Origin of the sequence: Haloarchaeobius salinus (assembly GCF_024464185.1) — an archaeon.
In the GTDB taxonomy this organism is placed as follows: Archaea; Halobacteriota; Halobacteria; order Halobacteriales; family Natrialbaceae; genus Haloarchaeobius; species Haloarchaeobius salinus.
On record NZ_JANHAU010000002.1, the window covers coordinates 1,096,376 to 1,114,391 of the forward strand.

The window sequence follows — 18,016 nt, forward strand, 5'->3', positions numbered from 1 at the left end:
AACTGAATGTCGACAGGGGTGCTCATCGTGGACGACTCTCATTTTATGCGGAACCTCCTCCGACAGATATTGGAGGACGAGTATGACATCGTCGGAGAGGCGTCCAACGGGGCAGAGGCGGTCAAACTGTACAAAGAGGAAAATCCGGACATCGTGATGATGGACATCGTGATGCCGAAATGCAACGGTATCAAGGCCACAGCGGCCATCAAGAAGCTCGACCCGAGCTCTCGGGTCATCATGTGTACGTCCGTCGGCCAGCGCGAGAAGATGAAGCTCGCCGTGAAGGCCGGTGCGGACGGATACGTCACGAAGCCGTTCGAGGAACCGAGCGTGCGGAAGGCGCTCAAAGACGTCGTACCTGCATGACGAGCGTGCTCGTTGTCGACGATTCGCAGTTCATGCGGACTGTCATCGGCAACATCCTCGCCGACAACGGGTACGAGGTCGAACACGCCAGCGACGGGAAACGGGCCGTGAAGGCGGTCGAGGAGCACCAGCCGGACATCGTCACGATGGACGTGCAGATGCCCGGAATGAACGGAATCGACGCCGTCAGCGAGATCATGTCGACGAACCCGACACCGATTCTGATGGTCAGCGCCCACACCGACAGCGGCGCTGACGCGACGCTCGACGCACTGGCGGAGGGCGCTGTCGACTTCCTCACGAAGCCGAGCGGCGAGGTGTCACCGGACATCGCCAGCCTCTCGGACCGCCTCGTCGAGAAGTGCGAGGCCGTCGAGCGGGCCGACATCTCGTCGGTCGCGACGGCCGAGCGGACCGCGGTCGCCGGCGCTGGCGGCTCGGTCGCGGCCGACGCGGAGTCGACACGGCAGTACGTCGACCACCCGACGGTCGTCATCGGCGCGTCGACGGGCGGGCCCAAGCTCGTCGAGCGCATCGTGCGGGACCTCCCGCTCGCGCTCGACGCGAAGGTGCTCGTCGTCCAGCACATGCCGGAGTCGTTCACGGAGCGCCTCGCGGCCCGGCTCGACCGGTTCACCCCCTACGACGTGCGCGAGGCGAGCGACGGCGAAGCGGTCGACGACGGCGACGTCATCATCGCGAAGGGGGGCTTCCACATGGAGGTCACCTCGAACGTCGCTGGCCGACTGCGCATCCGACTCACCGATGGCGAACGGCGTCACGGTGTCCGGCCCTCTATCGACGTGACGATGGAGACCGCCGCCGAGCGGGCCAAGGACCCGCTCTGTGGTGTCACGCTGACCGGGATGGGCAGGGACGGCGCAGCCGGCATCGAGGCCATCAAGGCCGCCGGCGGCACGACGATCGCCCAGGACGAGGAGACGAGCCCCGTGTTCGGCATCCCGAAGCAGGCGATCGAGACGGGCTGTGTCGACCGGGTGCTCCCGGCGGACGAGATCGCCGCGGGCATCTGCTCGACGTTCACCCAGGAGGGTCAGACGCATGGATGAGTACCAGAGAGACTTCGTCCAGGAGAGCGAAGAGAACATCACCGAGCTGAACAACGCGCTGCTCGAGTTGGAGCGCGACCCTGCAGACGACGCGGCCATGGACCGGATCTTCCGGATGGCCCACACGCTGAAGGGCAACGCGGGTGCGATGGGCTTCGAGCGCGCCTCGAACCTCGCACACGCCATCGAGGACCTGCTCGAGGTCGTCCGGTCCGATCAGATCGAGGTCACCCCCGACCTGATGGACGAGATCTTCGCGGGCGTCGACGAACTCGACACGATGGTCGACGAGGTCCGTGCCCACGGCGAGATCCGGACCGACCCAGGCGACACCATCGAGACCATCCGCGAAGTGCAGGAGGCGGCGACGGGCGTCCCCACCATCGGGGAGCCCGACGACGACGCCATCGAGGACGCCGTCGCGGCCGCCGGGGACCTCGTCGACGAGGACCACGACGTGTTCCACGTCCGCCTCGCGGTCGACGAGTCCGGCCCCGTCGCCCACGGCAGCGCGGTCGTGGACGCACTCGCGGACGCGTTCGACCTCCTCGGGACGGTACCCGACCGGGAGACCATCGCCGCCGGCGACTACGACGGCACCTTCGACGCCGTCTTCGGGAGCGCGGTCGGCGAGGCCGCCATCTCGGCGGCGCTCGACCCTGTCGAGCCGGTCGCACAGGCCCGGATCAGCGAGATCACCGAGGCGTACGAGACCGCCCGTCTCGAGCCGGAGCCCGTCGACGCCGGCGACGAGGAGTTCGACGACCTGTTCGACGACGACCCCGGGAGCAGCATCGACGTCGACGACGCACAGGACATGAGCGTCGACGACCTCCTCTCGGAGTTCGACGAGTACGACGACCTCGACGCCATGGTCGAGGAGATGGACGACGTCTCCGGCTTCGACGACCTCGGCGACGCGGGCTCGTTCGACGACCTCGACCTCGGGGACGACCTCGAACCCGGCGACAAGCCGGCCGAGGACCCCCTCGACGACAGCTTCGGTGGGGGCCTCGAGGAAGACATCTCCTTCGAGGACGACGCGGTCGCGGCGCAGGCGGCGGACGCGGAGCCGGCCGAGCCCGTCGAGGACCCCGACGAGGAGGTCGACGACGCCGCGGCGACGTTCGCGGAGCTCAAACAGGAGGTCGACCCGGTCGGCTTCGACGAGCTCCAGGACGAACTCGACGAGCTCGAGTTCGACGAGTACGCGGACGAGGAGGAGGTCGGCTTCGACGAGCTGCTCGGCGAGGACTTCGAGGAGTCCGAGGACGACTTCTTCGGCGGCGACACCGAGGCCGCCGTCGGGACCGACCAGGACGAGGTCTCCGTCGACGACCTCGTCAGCGACGAGGACGTCGCGGGCTTCGAGGAGAGCGAGGCCGAGACGCCGGTCGAACCTGACGACCCGGTCGAGGTCGAAGCCAACGACGCTGTCGGGGCAGAAGCGAGCGACCCGGTCGAGGTCGAGCCCACCGATGCCGTCGAGGCCGACGCGTCCGACGTGGCCGACTCGGTCGACGAGACCGACGACGCCACCGTCGACGCCGACGCTGCAGCGGATACAGCCGAGGCGGACCCCGTCGACGACTTCGGGACCGACGCGTTCGACGATACGGACTCCGGGTTCGACGACGGCGGCTTCGGCGAGGAGTTCGGCGGTGACGAGTTCGAACTCGACGCCGCAGACCCCGACGATCCGGCGACCGTCGACGACGCACCCCCTGACTCGTTTGAGACGGACACCTTCGAGGACGACGGCTTCGGGTCCGAACCCGCAACCACCGACGCCGACGACGGCTTCGACGACCCCACCGACACGGCATCGGTCGACGATGTCGGGACCGCCGTGTCCGACGACGACGAGGACCTCGACCGCGTCGAGGTCCAGCAGTTCGAACTCGACGAACCCGCTGCGGAGGCCGAGACGACCACCGAGGTCGAGACCGGCGACTTCGGCACGGACACCGACGACGCCGGGACGTCCCGGCCGAGCGCCAGCGACTACGGCGGCTTCGGCGAGGTCGACGTCGACGGCGCGGACGGCTTCGACCCGGCACCGGAGCCGGAGACCACCGGGACCGATGCCGACGCGGCCGCTGCGGCCGACGCGGCCGACGCCGAGGTCTCCGCGCTCGACGTCGACGTGGACATCCAGACGCTCGCGGACGAGGACGGCGACGCCGAGACCGACGACGAGATCCAGTCCATCCGCGTCGACGTCGAGCAGGTCGACAAGCTGCTCAACCTCGTCGAGGGCCTGGTCACCAGCCGCGTCCGTCTCCGGCGGACTGCCGAGGAGGGGGCCGACCCCGACGAACTCGACGACGAGCTCGACGAGCTGGAGGACCTGACGGGCGAGCTCCAGGACACTGTCATGGACGTCCGCCTGGTGCCGGTCCAGATGGTCGCGAACCGGCTGCCGCGCATCGTGCGCGACATCTCCCGCGAGCAGGACAAGGACGTCGAGTTCGAGATGCACGGCGAGGGCGTCGAGGTCGACCGGTCCATCCTGGACCGCATCGGCGACCCGCTCGTCCACATCGTGCGGAACGCGGTGGACCACGGCATCGAGGACCCCGAGGAGCGGGAGGCCGCGGACAAGCCCCGCACCGGCCACGTCTCGCTCGAGGTCGAGCGTGCACGCGACCAGGTCGTCATCGAGGTCGAGGACGACGGTCGGGGGCTCGACGCGGACCGGCTCCGCGACGCGGCGGTCGACGCCGACGTGCTCACCGCGGACGAGGCAGCCGACCTGTCCGACGAGGAGGCCCACGAGCTGATCTTCCACCCCGGCCTCTCGACGGCCTCGGAGGTGACCGACGTCTCCGGGCGCGGTGTCGGGATGGACGTCGTCAGGAGCACCGTCAACGACCTCGACGGTTCCGTCTCCGTCGAGAGCGAACCTGGCGAGGGGACGACCATCCGGATGCTGCTTCCGGTCACCGTCGCCATCGCCGACGTGATGTTCGTCACCTCCGGCGACGAGGAGTTCGGCGTCCCGGTCAAGGACATCCAGGACATCGGCGACGCGGCCGAGATATCCGTCGAGGACGGCCAGGAGGTCGTCCGCGCCGGCGACCAATCGTACCCGCTCGTCCGGCTGAACGAAGCGCTCGAGACGCCGGGCAGAGCGAGAAACGGTGACGGCATGCTGTTGCGCATCCGCGACGAGGTCCGCCCCGTGGCGGTCCACTGCGATCAGGTTCGCGGCCAGCAGGAGGTCGTCGTGAAGCCCTTCGAGGGCGTCCTCGGAGGCATCCCCGGGCTGAGCGGTGCGACAGTGCTGGGCGAAGGTGAGGTAGTCAACATCCTTGACGTGAAGACACTATGAACGGACGAAAACACTGGAGGAAGCTATGAGTCTGATGGTCGACATCCGGAAGCTGAGTTTCATCAACGAGATGGCCAAGGTCGGCACCAACGGGGTCGCCGACAACATGAGCAAACTGACGGGCGAGGACGCCAAGATGGAGGTGACGAAGACGAACTTCATCGACATCCAGGACATCAAGACCCAGATGGACGCCGGCAAGCGCGTCGGCGTCCGGGTCCGTCTGATGGAGCCCCCGCACGGGCACATCCTCATCCTGTTCCCGGAGGCGAGCGCCCGCAAGATCACGGCGCTCATGCTCTCCGACATGGTCGACGACATGTCCGAGGTCTCCGGCGAGATGGCGCGTTCCGCCGTCGAGGAGCTCGGCAACATGATGGCGTCGGGCTTCATCGACGGCTGGGCGGACGTGCTCGGACGCACCATCGACATCGCGACACCGCAGCTCGTGTACGCACCGGCCGGTGAGATCGTCGAACGGACCGCGGGCCTCGGCGGCGAGGACCTCGCGCTCTTCTTCGACTCCAATCTGACCGTCCCGAGCTACGACATCGACGCCGAAATCTACGCCTTCCCGAACCTCGAGGAGTTCGTGGAGATGGTCAACGGGATCGAAGCCAGGCCCCAATGAAGCTGGATATCACCGCGCTCGGCACCTTCTACGACATGGCGCGAGAGGGTGCTGGACTCGCGGCGGGTCGCCTGACCCGCATGACCGACGTGGAGACGCGCGTGGGCATCACGAAGCTCAACTTCATGCGCGGCTCCGAGATCCGCACGGAGTTCGAGGACGGCGTGCCGAAGGTCGGCATCCGCGTCGAGCTCTCGGGCGGCCTCGACGGGCACTCCCTCATCCTCTTCGAGCGCGACGCCGCACTGCGCGTCGTCAGCGCGCTCGTCGAGGAGGCGTCCGCCGACGAGTTCGACGACATGAGCCGCTCGGCTGCGACCGAGGTCGGCCAGATCATGAACGCCGGCTTCATCGACGGCTGGGCGGACGTGCTCGGCACCGCCATCGACGTCTCCACCCCGGAGTTCATCGAGGGAGAGACCGCGGAGCCGTTCCTCGGGGATCTGGAGGAGGCCCCGCAGGGGGACGACCTCGCACTGCTGTTCCAGAGCCAGATCGAGGCCGTCGACACGGAGATCGGGTTCAAGCACTACCTGTTCCCCGAGCGGGAGTCGATGGCCGCTATCCTCGACAAGCACACCGACCCCGACAGCAAGGGTATCGAGTACGACAAGCTCGCCGGCTTCGACGAGATGGCCCAGCAGGGCGCACGGGAGGTCGCCTCGAACATCACGACGCTCACCGGCATCGACACGAGCGTGAAGATCCGGCGGCTGAAGTTCGCATCGCTGGCCGCCATCCCGCAGGAGATCGACGACGAGATGCTCGTCGGCGTCGCCCACGAGCTGGACGGGACCCCGTCGGGCTACCTGCTGTTCCTGTTCGACGAGGCGTCGGCCCGGGAGGTCGTCGAGGCGACCATCCCGAACCCGCCGGACGACGAGTTCGGCGAGCTCGGCAAGAGCGCCATCAAGGAGCTCGGGAACATCATGGCGAGCGGGTTCATCGACGGCTGGGCGAACGTGCTCGATACGACCATCGACCACTCGCCGCCGGAGTACATCCACGACTACGGGGCGGCGGTCATCGACCCCGTCATCATCCAGCTCGGCGAGAACCAGGACTTCGCGTTCGTCTTCGACACGGTCATCAAGGCCGAGGACCGCGAGTTCGACTGCTCCATCTACGCCATCCCGGACGAGGCGGACCTGGAGCGCGCGCTGAACAACCTCGACATCGAGAAGATCGAGGACGCACAGACCAAGGCAGATTTCCCCATCGACGAAGTTGAGAACGCATGAAGACGTACGGCAGTGAACCAGGTGCACCCGAGCCGGTCCAGGTCGGTATCTCGGAGTTCGTGGTCAGGGGCACAGAGTCGACGGAGACGCTGAAGTCGTACGGGCTGGGCTCGTGTCTCGCCATCGCGCTGTACGACCCGGACTCGGGCATCGGCGGGCTGGCACACGTGATGCTGCCCGACGGCGACGCCGCCGACGGCGCGGACACCCAGCCCGGCAAGTACGCCGACACGGCCATCCGGGCCATGCTCAGGCGGATGGTCGAGAAGGGTGCCGCCTACACCTCCGTCGAGGCGAAGATCGCGGGCGGTAGCGACATGTTCGAGTTCGAGTCCTTCGGCGACGGCGTCGGCAACCGCAACGTCGCCGCCGCGAAGGAGGAACTCGAGAAGCTCGGCGTCCCCATCATCGGCGAGGACGTCGGCGGGCAGCGCGGTCGGACCGTCGAGTTCGACGTCGGGACTGGAACGCTCCAGATTCGAACGGCCGACGGCGACCGTGGAGTGACGGAGCTGTGACCGACGACTCCGACTTCCGTCGGGTCGCAGGGTACATCGAAGACGAGATCGGGTTCGCGACGAGTCATTACAACGACAGCTACCTCAAGCGGCGGCTCTCCTCGCGGATGCGCCGCACGGACACGTCGGACTACGACGAGTACCACGACCTGCTCGTCGACAACCCCGACGAGGCTCAGGAGCTGCTCGACGCGCTCTCCATCAACGTCACCGGCTTCTTCCGCAATCCCGACGTCTGGGAGGGTATCCGGTCGGTGCTGCGGACCCTCTCGGCGGAGCAGGACCGGGTCCACGTCTGGTCGGCCGCATGTGCCGACGGTCGCGAACCGTACTCGCTGGCGATGCTCGTCCTCGACGACCCGCGCATCGACGAGTCGAAGTTCCGCGTCTACGGGACCGACATCAACGAGGAGGCGCTCGCGACCGCACAGGAGGGCGTCTACCACAGCACCCGCACCATCGACATCGAGGAGCAACTCGGCTTCCTCTCGAACTTCCACGCGTACATCGACCGGGACGACAACCGCTTCGAGGTGACACAGCGGGTCAAGCGACTGGTCACCTTCGCCCGGCACGACCTCATCAACGACGGGCCGAAATCCGGTTTCGACCTCGTCGTCTGTCGCAACCTGTTCATCTACATCGACAACGAGTACAAGCGGCCAATCCTGAAGACCATCGCCCAGTCCATCCGGCCGGAGGGCTACCTCGTCATCGGCAAGGCGGAGACCATCCCGCCACAGCTGAAGTCCGCGTTCGACGTGCTCGACGGCCGCCTGCGCATCTACCAGCGCGAGTGAACGCGTTCTTCGTGACGTACACGCCCCCGTAGCGGCTGCCTCGCTACGGTTGCTGCGCCGCGATCCACCAGTGGACGCCAGTCGACGCTCGTGCGTCGTCGCTCGCGGGATAGCGCGCGAAAGAAGTGCCGACCGCGGCCGCCGACTTACTCGTCGTCCTCGGGCTCGGTCTGTGCGAACGAGAACATGTCGTCCTCGTTGCTCTCGTCGTCATCGTCGTCGTCGACTGACTCCTCGTCAGCCGTGTCCTCGGCGTCCGATTCGTCCGTCGAGTCGGCTTCGCCGGGCGTCCCCTCGGTCGTCTCGCTGCCGAAGTCGATGTTCTCGACACCCGGGACCTCCTTGGTCTCGGTCTCCGGCTCGTCGTCGTCCTCGTCCTCGAGGTCGTCGAACGAGCCCTCGTCGAAGCCGAGCGCCTCGTCGAGCTGCTCGTCGATCTCCTCGGTCCCGTCGTCGACGATGGGCTCCGTGTCGACGGTCCCTCCCTCCACGGCCGTCTCCACGTCTGCGTCCGCGTCCGCGTCGTCGACCCGCTCGGCCGCGGACTCGTCGTCGGTCTCGTCTGCGGCTGGCTCCGCTTGGACTGCGGGCTCGTCCTCTGTGGCGGCGTCGGCAGCCGCCTCGTCCGTCGGCTCCCGAGCAGTCTCGTCGACGATCTCCGGTTCGTCGGTCTCGGGCACGGCGGCACTCGTGTCGAAGGCCGCATCGTCGATGCCCGCGTCGTTGGGCTCCCCGTCGCCGAACTCGATGTCGGGGTCGAAGTCCTGGATCTCGTCGGCATCGTCGGCGGCGTCAGACTCAGTCGCGTCGTCGACGACCTCGTCGGCGATGGCGTCTGCGTCGCCGGTCTCTGGTGCCGCCTCGGCGCTCGGCTCCTCGTCAGGCATCGCGTCGTCGAGTTCGAGTCCGTCCGCGTCCACGTCGTCGTCGACCGCGAGGGCGTCGTCGACACCGAAGCTGCCGGTGTCGTCGAAGCTGTCCGTTCCGGCGTCGGCGGTCGGCTGGGTCTCCTCGTCGAACGTCGCGGGCGTTCCCAGGCCGTCGGCGTCGCCGTCGGTCTCCTCCACCGCGTCGAGGTCGGCCTCGCCCGAGAGCTCCATCACGGCCTCCGCAGCCTCGGAGTCGTCCCCGGCGACGGGCTCGTCGGTCTCGGGGTCGGCCTCCACGTCGGCGAGCAGGTCGGCACCGTCGTCGAACTCCATCGCGGCGTCCACGTCGGTGTCGAAGCGGTCGAGGGCCTCGCTCAGGCGGGACGCCTGGTTGGCGAGGTCGCTCGCGCTCTTCGATACCTCGGTGAGTGCGGTGGTCTGCTCCTCGGCTGCGGCGGCGACCGTCTCGGCCTCGCTGGTGGTCTCCTCGGAGATGGTCGCCGCGTCGTCGACCATCGCCACGACCTCCTCCGTGGAGGCCGCCTGCTCTTCGGTCGCTGCCGAGATCTCCTGGACGCCGGTGTTGGTGTCCTCCGCGTAGCCGGCAATCTCGTCGAGCGCGTCCACCGTGTCCTCGACGGCCTCGGTGGTCGCGGAGATCTGCTCCGACGCCCCCTCGACACCGCGGACCGTCTGCTGGGTGGTCGACTGGATGTGCTCGAGGCGCTGCTCGATGTCCTCGGCCGCGTCCTTCGTCTCCTCGGCCAGCTCCTTGACCTCCTGTGCGACGACGGAGAACCCCTCGCCGGAGGAGCCGGAGCGTGCGGCCTCGATGTTCGCGTTCAACGCCAGCATGTTCGTCTGCTCTGCGATCTCGGAGATGAAGTCGATCAGCTCGTCGATCTGCTCCATCTCCGTCTCGAGCTGCTCGATCTGCTGGGTGACCTGCTCGCTCTCGCGTTCGAGCTGTGCCATGCGGTCGATCGCGTCCTGTGCGGCGTCGCGGCCGTCGCGGCCGGTCTCGGCGGTCCGCTCGGCCAGGTCTGCGACCTCGTTGGACGAGGACGCGATCTCCTCGATGGTGGTCGACAGCCCGGACATCTCCTGGCTGACGCGCTGCAGGCTGTCGTTCTGCCGGTCCGCACCGTCGGAAATTTCCTGGATGGACTCCGTCACCTGCTCGGACGCGGAGCGCACCTCCTCGCTGGAGGCCGTGACCTCCTCGGAGGAGGTGGCGACCTCGTTCGCGAAGTTCTTGAGCTGCCCGACGGTCTCCTCGATCTCGCCGATCATCTCGTTGAACTCCGTCGCGATGTCCGCCATCGCCTCGGACTCGGATTCGGCGTTCATCCGCTGGGTCATGTCGCCCGCGGACACGTCCTGCATGACGCCACGGTACTCGTCGGCCTTGCGCTCCAGGTGCCGGTTCATCTGCTCCGCCTCGGCACGGGCGAGCTCGGCCTCCTCGCGTGCGTCGCGTGCCTCCTGAATCTGCTCTCGGAGGGCGTCACGCATCGACGCGAACCCGTCGTACAGCCGGCCGATGTTGTCGATGCGGTGCGTCTCGAAGTCGACGTTCAGCGTGCCCTCCTCCATCTGCTCGGTCTTCGTGGTCAGCCGGTCGATGGACGCCGCGGTGTTCCGACCGATGATGGTCCCGAACACGACGATGATGGCCATCCCACCGATGGTCGCGTACAGCCCCCACTCGCTCACCGTGTTGACGAAGCCGTAGACCTCGTTCGTCGGCGAACTGATGGTCACCACCATGTCCCGGTTGGCGACCTGCGCGTAGCTGACTGCGTACTCCTCGCCATCGAAGTCGCTACCGACCATCGTACTGACTGCTTCGGGCGGCGTGCTCGTGGTGAACGTCCCCTGTCCGGAGAACGACTCGTCGCTGCCGAAGGAGCTCCCGATGAAGCCATCCGAGTCGACGCGGCTCGTGTTGGCGAACGTGACCTCGTTCTCGCTGTTCAGGATCATCGTCGCCTGTCCGTCGGTCTGGGCCTGGATGGAGCGCCCGTAGTCGCTGACGTCGACGGTCGTGACTATCGCCTGGGACTGGCTGGTCCCCTTCACCGGATAACCGTAGGCGACGACGGTCGTCCCCTCGTGGTCCTCGTAGACGCCGAAGTAGGTCCCCTCCTCGGGGATGGTCCCGTCACCGTCCAGTCCGGCCGCCCAGGTCGCGTCGATCTCCGACAGCGACGACCCGTTGTAGGGGTCGTTGGACGTGGCGAGCACGTTGTCGTTCTGCAAGCTCACCCAGTGCATGTCTCGGATACCCCGCTCGAACTGTAGTTCGGTCGTGCGTTCTTTCAACACGGCCTCGACGGCCGACCGGTCGTTGCTCCCGACCTGTTCCTCCAGCTCGGTCGCGGTCGTCTGCGTGATCACCAGGTTCCGTTCGTCCCAGGACTGGAGGTTCCGTGCCTCCTGTGCGGCCTGGTCGGACAACCTCTCGTTGACGCTCGTCTCCACCTCCTCTGTAATCTGACCCGTCGCGACGAACCCCACCGCCCCGACTGCCAGACCCATTATAAGGAGCGCGATACCGAACTTCAACGCGTAGCTCTTTCGGATAAATCTCGGTACGAGTCGACGGAGTGGGCCCAGCATATGTGCGATACGGTAGGTACTAGAATATAAAACGCTACCGGAGATTATCACACGTGAAAACACAGTACTGCGGCGAGGTGAGTCACCTGTCTTTAAATTAGTGGCCGTCACGTCGGTCGAATAAAAATACGGACCTTCCGCCCGGAATCCCGGCGCTGAGGGTAACATACATCCCGCTGACAGACGTACCCGGGGACGATGGGGCCGGACGAACTGGAGACGTACGTGGAGCGTGCCGGGAGTGCCGTCGCGGCGTCCGCCGAACTCGGCCTGCGCAACACCCAGCTCCGACTCGTCGAGCCCTTCCTCGAGTGCCTCGGCTGGGACGTCCGCTCGCCCGCGGTCGAGGCCGCATTCGACGTCGAGGACGCCGACGCTGTCGTCGACTACGCGCTGCTCGTCGACGACGCCCCGGCGGTGTTCGTCGACACGCTGGCCTGCGAATCCTCGCTCGGGTCCGCGGAGGGCGACGCACTGCTGTCCGCGATGGACGCGGCCGGCGTCCAGCGGGGCATCCTGACCAACGGCCGCCGGTTCGCCTTCGTCGCGCGAGGAGGGAATGGCGAGGGCGGCTTCACCTGCTCGCTGACCGATCTGCCGCCCCACGCCGACGACCTGGAGCGGTTCACGCCCGAGCGAGCCAGCGAGTACGTCGCGGCGCGGGAGCAGCGACTGGCCGCGGCAGAGGCCATCGCAGCCGGTCGGGACGACCTCGCCGACAGCATCGTCGCCGAACTGCGCTCGCTCGCAGACGACGACGCGGCTGCCCTGCCAGACGCGGAGCTCGAACGCCTCACCGAGTCGTTCGTCGACGAGGTCGTCGGAACGATCGCACCGGCGGAGACGCCGACCCAGCCGGCTGCCGGGTCGGTGAGACCGCCAGCACGGGGCCCCGTCGAGACGGACGACCGGCCCGAGGACGGGCCGACCACCACCGCCGACGGGAGGGAGACCGAGGGGGGCCACGACACCGGAACCGACGCGAACGCACACGACGCCGACGGCGCGACCCACGCCGCGATGGCCGACGACGGGGAGTACGTCGCCCGACTGTTCAAGGGCCGTACCTCCATCGGGGCCGTCGGTGGTTCCTCGGTCGCCGGGACGATGAAGGAGGCCGCCGACTACCTGCTCGAACAGCACCATCTCGATGCCGGGCTGTCGCTCCCGTACGTCCCTGACGACGGCGGCCATGCCGTGCTGAACCGGGTCCCCCGCCACCCGAGCGGGGAGCCGATGGACGAGTACGTCCAGCTCGACGCAGGTGCGTACCTCCGGACCGACGGGACGCTCGCGGAGTGCCGCGAGCGCGTGGAGACGCTCGCCAGGGAGGCCGGTCTCCGTGTGATGTTCCAGGGCGACTGGGACCCACGCTGACCCGTCCGAGAAAGCGGTAGGATAGCCACGGAGGCAACGCGGTTTTCCCCGGTCGATTCTAAACTACCACCATGCACATGCTCGTCGACGGGGAGTGGCAGACGGAGGCCTACGAGAGCACCAACGAGGACGGCGAGTTCGACCGCCAGGAGACGGCGTTCCGTGACCGGGTCCGCGACGAACCCGGCGCGGAGTTCCGTCCCGAGGCAGGCCGCTACCACCTCTACCAGTCCCGGGCCTGTCCGTGGGCGCACCGGGCTGTCGTCGTGCGCCGCCTGCTCGGACTGGAGGACGTCGTCAGCATGGACGTGGTCGACCCGTACCGCGAGGCACACGGCTGGCAGTTCACACCCACGAAGGACGGCTGTACCGCCGATACAGTCAACGGCGCGGACTACCTGCACGAGGTGTACACCGCGGCCGACCCGTCGTTCACCGGGCGAGTCACCGTCCCGGTCCTCTGGGACCGCGAGACGGGCACCATCGTGAACAACGAGTCCGAGGAGATCATCAAGATGCTCGCCGACGCCTTCGACGAGTACGGACGGCACGACGTCGACCTCTACCCGGAGGACCTGCGCGACGAGATCGACCAGGTCATCGACGACATCTACGACCCCATCAACAACGGCGTGTACCGGGCCGGGTTCGCCGATGCACAGTCCGCCCACGAGGACGCGGTCGCGGAGCTGTTCGACGCGCTGGAACACTGGGACGACGTGCTCTCCGACCAGCGGTATCTGGTCGGGGATCGGCTCACCCTCGCCGACGTCTGTCTGTTCACGACGCTCGTCAGGTTCGACGAGGTGTACCACACGCACTTCAAGTGCAACGTCCGCCGCCTCGTCGACTACGAGAACCTCTGGGGGCACACCCGGGAGCTGTACCAGCTCCCCGGCGTCGCCGAGACGGTGAACATGGACCACATCAAGGAGCACTACTACACGACCCACACCGACCTCAACCCGAAGCAGCTCGTGGCGGTCGGTCCGGAGCCGGCGTTCGACGACCCCCACGGCAGGGACGAACTGCCCGCCGACCCACCGGCGGCGCTGCGCGAGTAAGGGCGGCCCGGAAAGGTAATCCAATTGTTGGGTCTGCCGAGGGCCCCCGTCGTTTTTCGACTGCACGGACGTTGGATTATCCACAGAGGGGTTAGTTCATCAGACAGCCCACTTGAACGAAGTCGGAATTTGTATTAATAGCTTGTGGCCACCGATTTTCGAAGGTCTCTCACTGCTACGACTTTCACTGTCATATGTGTGAAAATAAATGGCCGGATACGGGCAATAATATAAATGATTCGCCCAATACACTTATACAGCGCGCGATGCTGTTTTCAGCCGATTAACTGGAGCCAGCTATGTCCTCGACAACCCCCAGGTTCGACCCGTCCGAGCGTCGTGCAGCCTCCGCGATCGTCGGACTGGTGCTTCTTTTCGGCATGGTGCTGATCGGTGCGGGTCTCATCTTGATGGCGAGTATGACGGCGACGGAGGAGGTCCAGCAGCAGAACGAGCTCAACAACGCCGAGCTATCGCTGCAGGAGGCCAGCGTGCGGCTTCGAACGCTCTCCTATCAGGACAGCGACGACGTCGCCTCGTTCGAACTGACCGGGCGTGACTCGGACGACGTCCGGATCGAATCGAACGGGAACCTGACCTTCCAACTGAACGGAGAGGCGGCGTGTACAGCCAGGATGGAACTGGGCTCCATCATCTACCGCAACGACCAGGGCCAGTCCGTCGCCTACCAGGCCGGCGGCGTGTGGCGTGACAGCGGCGACGGTGTGAGCATCGTCTCACCGCCGGACCTGACCTACCAGACGGATCAACTGGACGGGCGGAACGTCAGTAGTCTCGATTTCCCGGTCACCAACGTTCGGGGGAACCTGCAGTCGGCCTCGAACGAGGTGACCGCACGGCAGGTCGACGATGGCGGCCCGGGCTTCGACCAGCAGCTCTGCCTGCCCGTTTCGGAGAACTCGACCATCGACCGGGTCCGCTCGATGACCATCACCGTCTCGAACAACACCTACTACGAGGCCTGGGAGCGGTACCTCGATACCGAGTTCGGGGACCAGGTGCTCGACAAGGAGGTCGACCATACGAACCAGACCCTCAGATACACCGTTCCGCTCGGTCAGGACCTCTCTCCGGACGAGTTCACCGTCGACAATGCGGCGATTCTTGGTGGGTTCTACTCCGGGTCGGCTGCAGGTGAAATCAACTTCAAGAACGGCGGACTCATCGACAGTTACGATGGCAGCCAGGGAACGTACGCCTCTCAGCCGGAGAACTGGGGCGAAGGGAACGTCTACACGAATGGGCGTGTAGATGTTACTTCGGGTGATATCAACGGGACCGTGTACTCCGGTGGCGGCGTCGAACTCAGGGGTAGCTATCGGGTCACTGGAGACGTGTATTTCAATAATTCGACGGGCTCTGGACTCACGACGACCGGCGGTGGAACCATCGGTGGAACCACCGACAACGGAACCCATATCCCGCCGCTTCCGAGCGTCGACGAACGGATCGAAGCCGCCCTGAACACGACGGCGGACGCGAACCACAACAACCGTACCGACGTCATCGAGAACAACCAGACTACTCTTTCGACGGGTGCAACTGAAACGCTCGACTCACCAGGTGTCTACTATCTCGACTCCCTGACTGTCCCCGAGGACGCGACGCTCGTTCTGGATACGAACGACGGCGATATCGTCCTCGCTGTCGAAGGGAACGTCGACGTCGCTCCAGATGCTGAAATCCGAGTGCAGGGCGAAGGCCAAGTCCGGGTGTTCGCTGGTGGCGAGTCCGGTGACCAGCTCAGTCTCGACAGTTCCAAGGTCGGCGTCCACGACGGCACCCAGTACACGAACCGTTCTGACGGCTTCTGGTTCTACTGTAAGTCCGGCTGCAGCGGCGAGTTCCTCGACGACAGCGAGTTCACGGGGGTCGTCTACGGGCCTGGGAACGCGGGTGGTGAGTTCGGAATCGGACGGGATTCCGAGGTGTTCGGTGTGCTTGCGGTCGACAGCATCGACACGACCGCAGGCAACAACGGTGTCGGGAACACGCGTGCCGAACTCCACTTCGACACCAGCGTCCAGACCGCCGAGTTCGATCGCGATGGCGACGGCACGCCCGACAGCGAGGAGGGGAGCACTGGTGGTGTCCCCGAGGAGTACGACGACTGTCCCGACATCGACGCGATGGGCGTCAACGGCTGTGAGCCAGTGACCGAGGACGAGGACGCGAACGCACTCGTCGTCAACCAGTCACACGCGAAGCTGACCGTCGTCGGGTCGATGGTCGCCGACAACCGGACGCGTACGCGGGAGGTCGGCGAGCGCGAGCCGCTGGACGTGGTGTTCGTCCTCGACGACTCCGGGTCGATGGGGGACCCGGCGGTGAACGAGATTACGGACGGGACCATCGAACTCGACGGGGGCTGGACGCCCTGGGAGACCCCCGGGGAGGCGTCCTACGTGGACCCCGACGACCACGAGTACGGGTGGGCCTGGGTCCCGGAGGATACCGTCTGGGAGGTCAGATACCTGGAACCTGGAGCCATGGGCCAGGATACGGAGTACCTCACTGAAGGTGAACGGGCGGACCTGGAGAAGGACAACTCGGGTGACAACGACGGTGTCGCGGAAATCAGGCGCGTCGACAACAGCGGCGGCGAGGTGACCGTCCCGGACGGCCAGATATGGCTCGTGACCAACAACCAGAATGCCGATGAAGGAGATGCCGGCACCGGGAGTACCCAGTGGGTCAGGCAGGGAGAGACGGTCGATACCGACAACTGGAATTACGTGCGGATTTACGAACCCGGGAACGACCCATTCGACGAGCGGGGAGACGCTATGCGGACGTTCATCGGTATGCTGAACGCGTCGAACGGTGACCGGGTCGGTGCCATCGAGTTCACGACCTACACGCCGGGCTGGACGGATACCGTTTGGCAAATCGAGAACGGTGACGAGTTCGACAACGCCAACGCCAGCCTGTCGCTCAGCTCCGCTGGCGGCACGCCGATGGAAGAGGCAATCGATGACGGTGCAGCCGAGCTTCAGGACGGTGACAACGACAACAAGGTCATGGTACTGCTGACCGACGGCATCCCGGACGGGTACCCCTCGGACGTGGTTGATGCAGCTCGGGATGTGGATGATGACATCCAGATCCAGACCGTCGGTCTCGGCGGTAACACCGACGAGGCCCTCCTCCAGACGATTGCGGACGAGACGGGCGGGAACTACTCCCAGGTCGGTAACTCGGAACAGCTCAACGAGACGTTCCGCGAGATTGCAGGAGAGGTGACGGACCAGCAGTACAACGTCATCGAGTACAAGGACACCACAGTCGAGATCAGCATCAACGACGAGACCGTGACCCTGTCCGGGAACGCGAACGACCCGACCGATTCAACCCGGCCGTCGAAGACGATCAACATCGCCGACACGCTCGGCGTGGACGAGGAGCAGGTCGAGGAGTATGTCGGGACGATGCTCTCCGCGGAGGCGACGACGTACGACTGTGCCAACGTCTCCGACACCGGTGACACGCAGACCCACGACGGGGAGGAGTACGACGAGGTGACCTGCAACGGTACCGAGGGGACGTTCGACCAGATAGACAACGGCACGTCCGACCACGAGATCTACGTCGACGGCGATAGCGTACCGGACGACTCCGACTTCGACACTGGCTGGTTCAAGCAACAGAGCTTCAGCCAGGTCATCGAGGAGTACGAGACCGACACCGGGACGCAACTCGTCGACGGCGATACCTTCGACCTCGGCGAGAACGACGCGGTCATCGTCGTCCGGACGAACAGCTCGAACGGCGACACCGACTACGTCGTGCTCCACTTCGAGGCGTGGAACGAGGAGCCGTGGGTGGTCAACGGGAGCGACGACGGCAGCAGCCAGGTCGTCGGCGACGACACGTACGACCCGAACCCGACCGACGACAACAGCTACGTCATCGACATCGACCAGAGCACCGTCGAGATCGGCAACGAGTCCGCCAGCATCGTCGCCCTGCCGGCCGACGCGACCCACGCGGTCGCAGCCGGCGATGGAGGCGTCAGGGCAGGCGGGGGGAGCCCGTCGTCCATGGCCCTCGCGGCCGACGTTCGCGCCCGTCCGGCGGCCTGAGCCGACAATCACGTCTTT

Annotated in this window: 11 protein-coding genes; 10 read left to right on the top strand and 1 reads right to left on the bottom strand. The window is 66.2% G+C overall.

Annotated elements, in window-relative coordinates; translation table 11 throughout:
* Window positions 1-6 precede the first annotated feature (6 nt).
* From cheY to NO345_RS12205, 7 genes are read left to right on the top strand one after another with little or no spacing between them, the layout of a single operon-like run.
* The gene (gene cheY / locus NO345_RS12170; protein WP_089733104.1) at window positions 7-369 is read left to right on the top strand and encodes a chemotaxis protein CheY; all 363 of its coding nucleotides are present in this window, start codon (window positions 7-9) and stop codon (window positions 367-369) included.
* Window positions 366-1,439 carry a chemotaxis-specific protein-glutamate methyltransferase CheB gene (cheB, locus tag NO345_RS12175; protein ID WP_256299514.1) on the top strand — a complete coding sequence of 358 codons (1,074 nt, stop codon included), beginning with the start codon at window positions 366-368 and terminating at the stop codon, window positions 1,437-1,439. Before cheY ends, cheB begins: the two co-directional genes overlap by 4 nt.
* Window positions 1,432-4,773: a chemotaxis protein CheA gene (locus tag NO345_RS19645; protein ID WP_303646799.1), complete on the top strand. Its 3,342-nt coding sequence runs from the start codon at window positions 1,432-1,434 to the stop codon at window positions 4,771-4,773. Before cheB ends, NO345_RS19645 begins: the two co-directional genes overlap by 8 nt.
* 25 nt (window positions 4,774-4,798) lie before the next feature.
* Window positions 4,799-5,404, top strand: coding sequence for a chemotaxis protein CheC (locus tag NO345_RS12190; protein ID WP_256299515.1), 606 nt, complete (start codon window positions 4,799-4,801; stop codon window positions 5,402-5,404).
* Window positions 5,401-6,645 carry a chemotaxis protein CheC gene (locus NO345_RS12195; protein ID WP_256299516.1) on the top strand — a complete coding sequence of 415 codons (1,245 nt, stop codon included), beginning with the start codon at window positions 5,401-5,403 and terminating at the stop codon, window positions 6,643-6,645. The genes NO345_RS12190 and NO345_RS12195 overlap by 4 nt, the downstream gene beginning before the upstream one ends.
* Window positions 6,642-7,163: a chemotaxis protein CheD gene (locus NO345_RS12200; protein ID WP_256299517.1), complete on the top strand. Its 522-nt coding sequence runs from the start codon at window positions 6,642-6,644 to the stop codon at window positions 7,161-7,163. Before NO345_RS12195 ends, NO345_RS12200 begins: the two co-directional genes overlap by 4 nt.
* Window positions 7,160-7,963, top strand: coding sequence for a CheR family methyltransferase (locus tag NO345_RS12205; protein WP_256299518.1), 804 nt, complete (start codon window positions 7,160-7,162; stop codon window positions 7,961-7,963). The genes NO345_RS12200 and NO345_RS12205 overlap by 4 nt, the downstream gene beginning before the upstream one ends.
* Before the next feature lie 146 nt (window positions 7,964-8,109).
* On the opposite strand, the gene NO345_RS12210 is transcribed toward NO345_RS12205, so the two are convergent.
* The gene (locus tag NO345_RS12210; RefSeq protein ID WP_256299519.1) at window positions 8,110-11,373 is read right to left on the bottom strand and encodes a methyl-accepting chemotaxis protein; all 3,264 of its coding nucleotides are present in this window, start codon (window positions 11,371-11,373) and stop codon (window positions 8,110-8,112) included.
* A 279-nt stretch (window positions 11,374-11,652) separates the two neighbouring features.
* Between NO345_RS12210 and NO345_RS12215 the strand changes: the two genes are divergently transcribed.
* The 3 genes from NO345_RS12215 to NO345_RS12225 all read left to right on the top strand — a co-directional run bounded on the left by NO345_RS12215 (window position 11,653) and on the right by NO345_RS12225 (window position 17,998).
* On the top strand, window positions 11,653-12,831 hold the full coding sequence (locus NO345_RS12215) for a hypothetical protein (protein WP_256299520.1): 1,179 nt from the start codon (window positions 11,653-11,655) through the stop codon (window positions 12,829-12,831).
* Between the two features lie 71 nt (window positions 12,832-12,902).
* Entirely contained in the window at window positions 12,903-13,895 is a 993-nt protein-coding gene (locus NO345_RS12220; protein ID WP_256299521.1) for a glutathione S-transferase family protein, read from the top strand.
* A 299-nt stretch (window positions 13,896-14,194) separates the two neighbouring features.
* Window positions 14,195-17,998 (top strand): vWA domain-containing protein, encoded by a 3,804-nt coding sequence (locus NO345_RS12225; protein WP_438266766.1) that lies wholly within the window; start codon window positions 14,195-14,197, stop codon window positions 17,996-17,998.
* Window positions 17,999-18,016: the final 18 nt, after the last annotated feature.

Excerpts from the sequence above, each read along its gene's own strand:
- NO345_RS12190 (WP_256299515.1), top strand. The coding sequence starts at position 4,799 with ATGAGTCTGATGGTCGACATCCGGAAGCTGAGTTTCATCAACGAGATG.
- NO345_RS12200 (WP_256299517.1), top strand. The coding sequence starts at position 6,642 with ATGAAGACGTACGGCAGTGAACCAGGTGCACCCGAGCCGGTCCAGGTC.
- NO345_RS12225 (WP_438266766.1), top strand. The coding sequence starts at position 14,195 with ATGTCCTCGACAACCCCCAGGTTCGACCCGTCCGAGCGTCGTGCAGCC.
- NO345_RS19645 (WP_303646799.1), top strand. The coding sequence starts at position 1,432 with ATGGATGAGTACCAGAGAGACTTCGTCCAGGAGAGCGAAGAGAACATC.
- NO345_RS12195 (WP_256299516.1), top strand. The coding sequence starts at position 5,401 with ATGAAGCTGGATATCACCGCGCTCGGCACCTTCTACGACATGGCGCGA.
- cheY (WP_089733104.1), top strand. The coding sequence starts at position 7 with ATGTCGACAGGGGTGCTCATCGTGGACGACTCTCATTTTATGCGGAAC.
- NO345_RS12220 (WP_256299521.1), top strand. The coding sequence starts at position 12,903 with ATGCACATGCTCGTCGACGGGGAGTGGCAGACGGAGGCCTACGAGAGC.
- NO345_RS12215 (WP_256299520.1), top strand. The coding sequence starts at position 11,653 with ATGGGGCCGGACGAACTGGAGACGTACGTGGAGCGTGCCGGGAGTGCC.
- cheB (WP_256299514.1), top strand. The coding sequence starts at position 366 with ATGACGAGCGTGCTCGTTGTCGACGATTCGCAGTTCATGCGGACTGTC.
- NO345_RS12210 (WP_256299519.1), bottom strand. The coding sequence starts at position 11,373 with ATGGGTCTGGCAGTCGGGGCGGTGGGGTTCGTCGCGACGGGTCAGATT.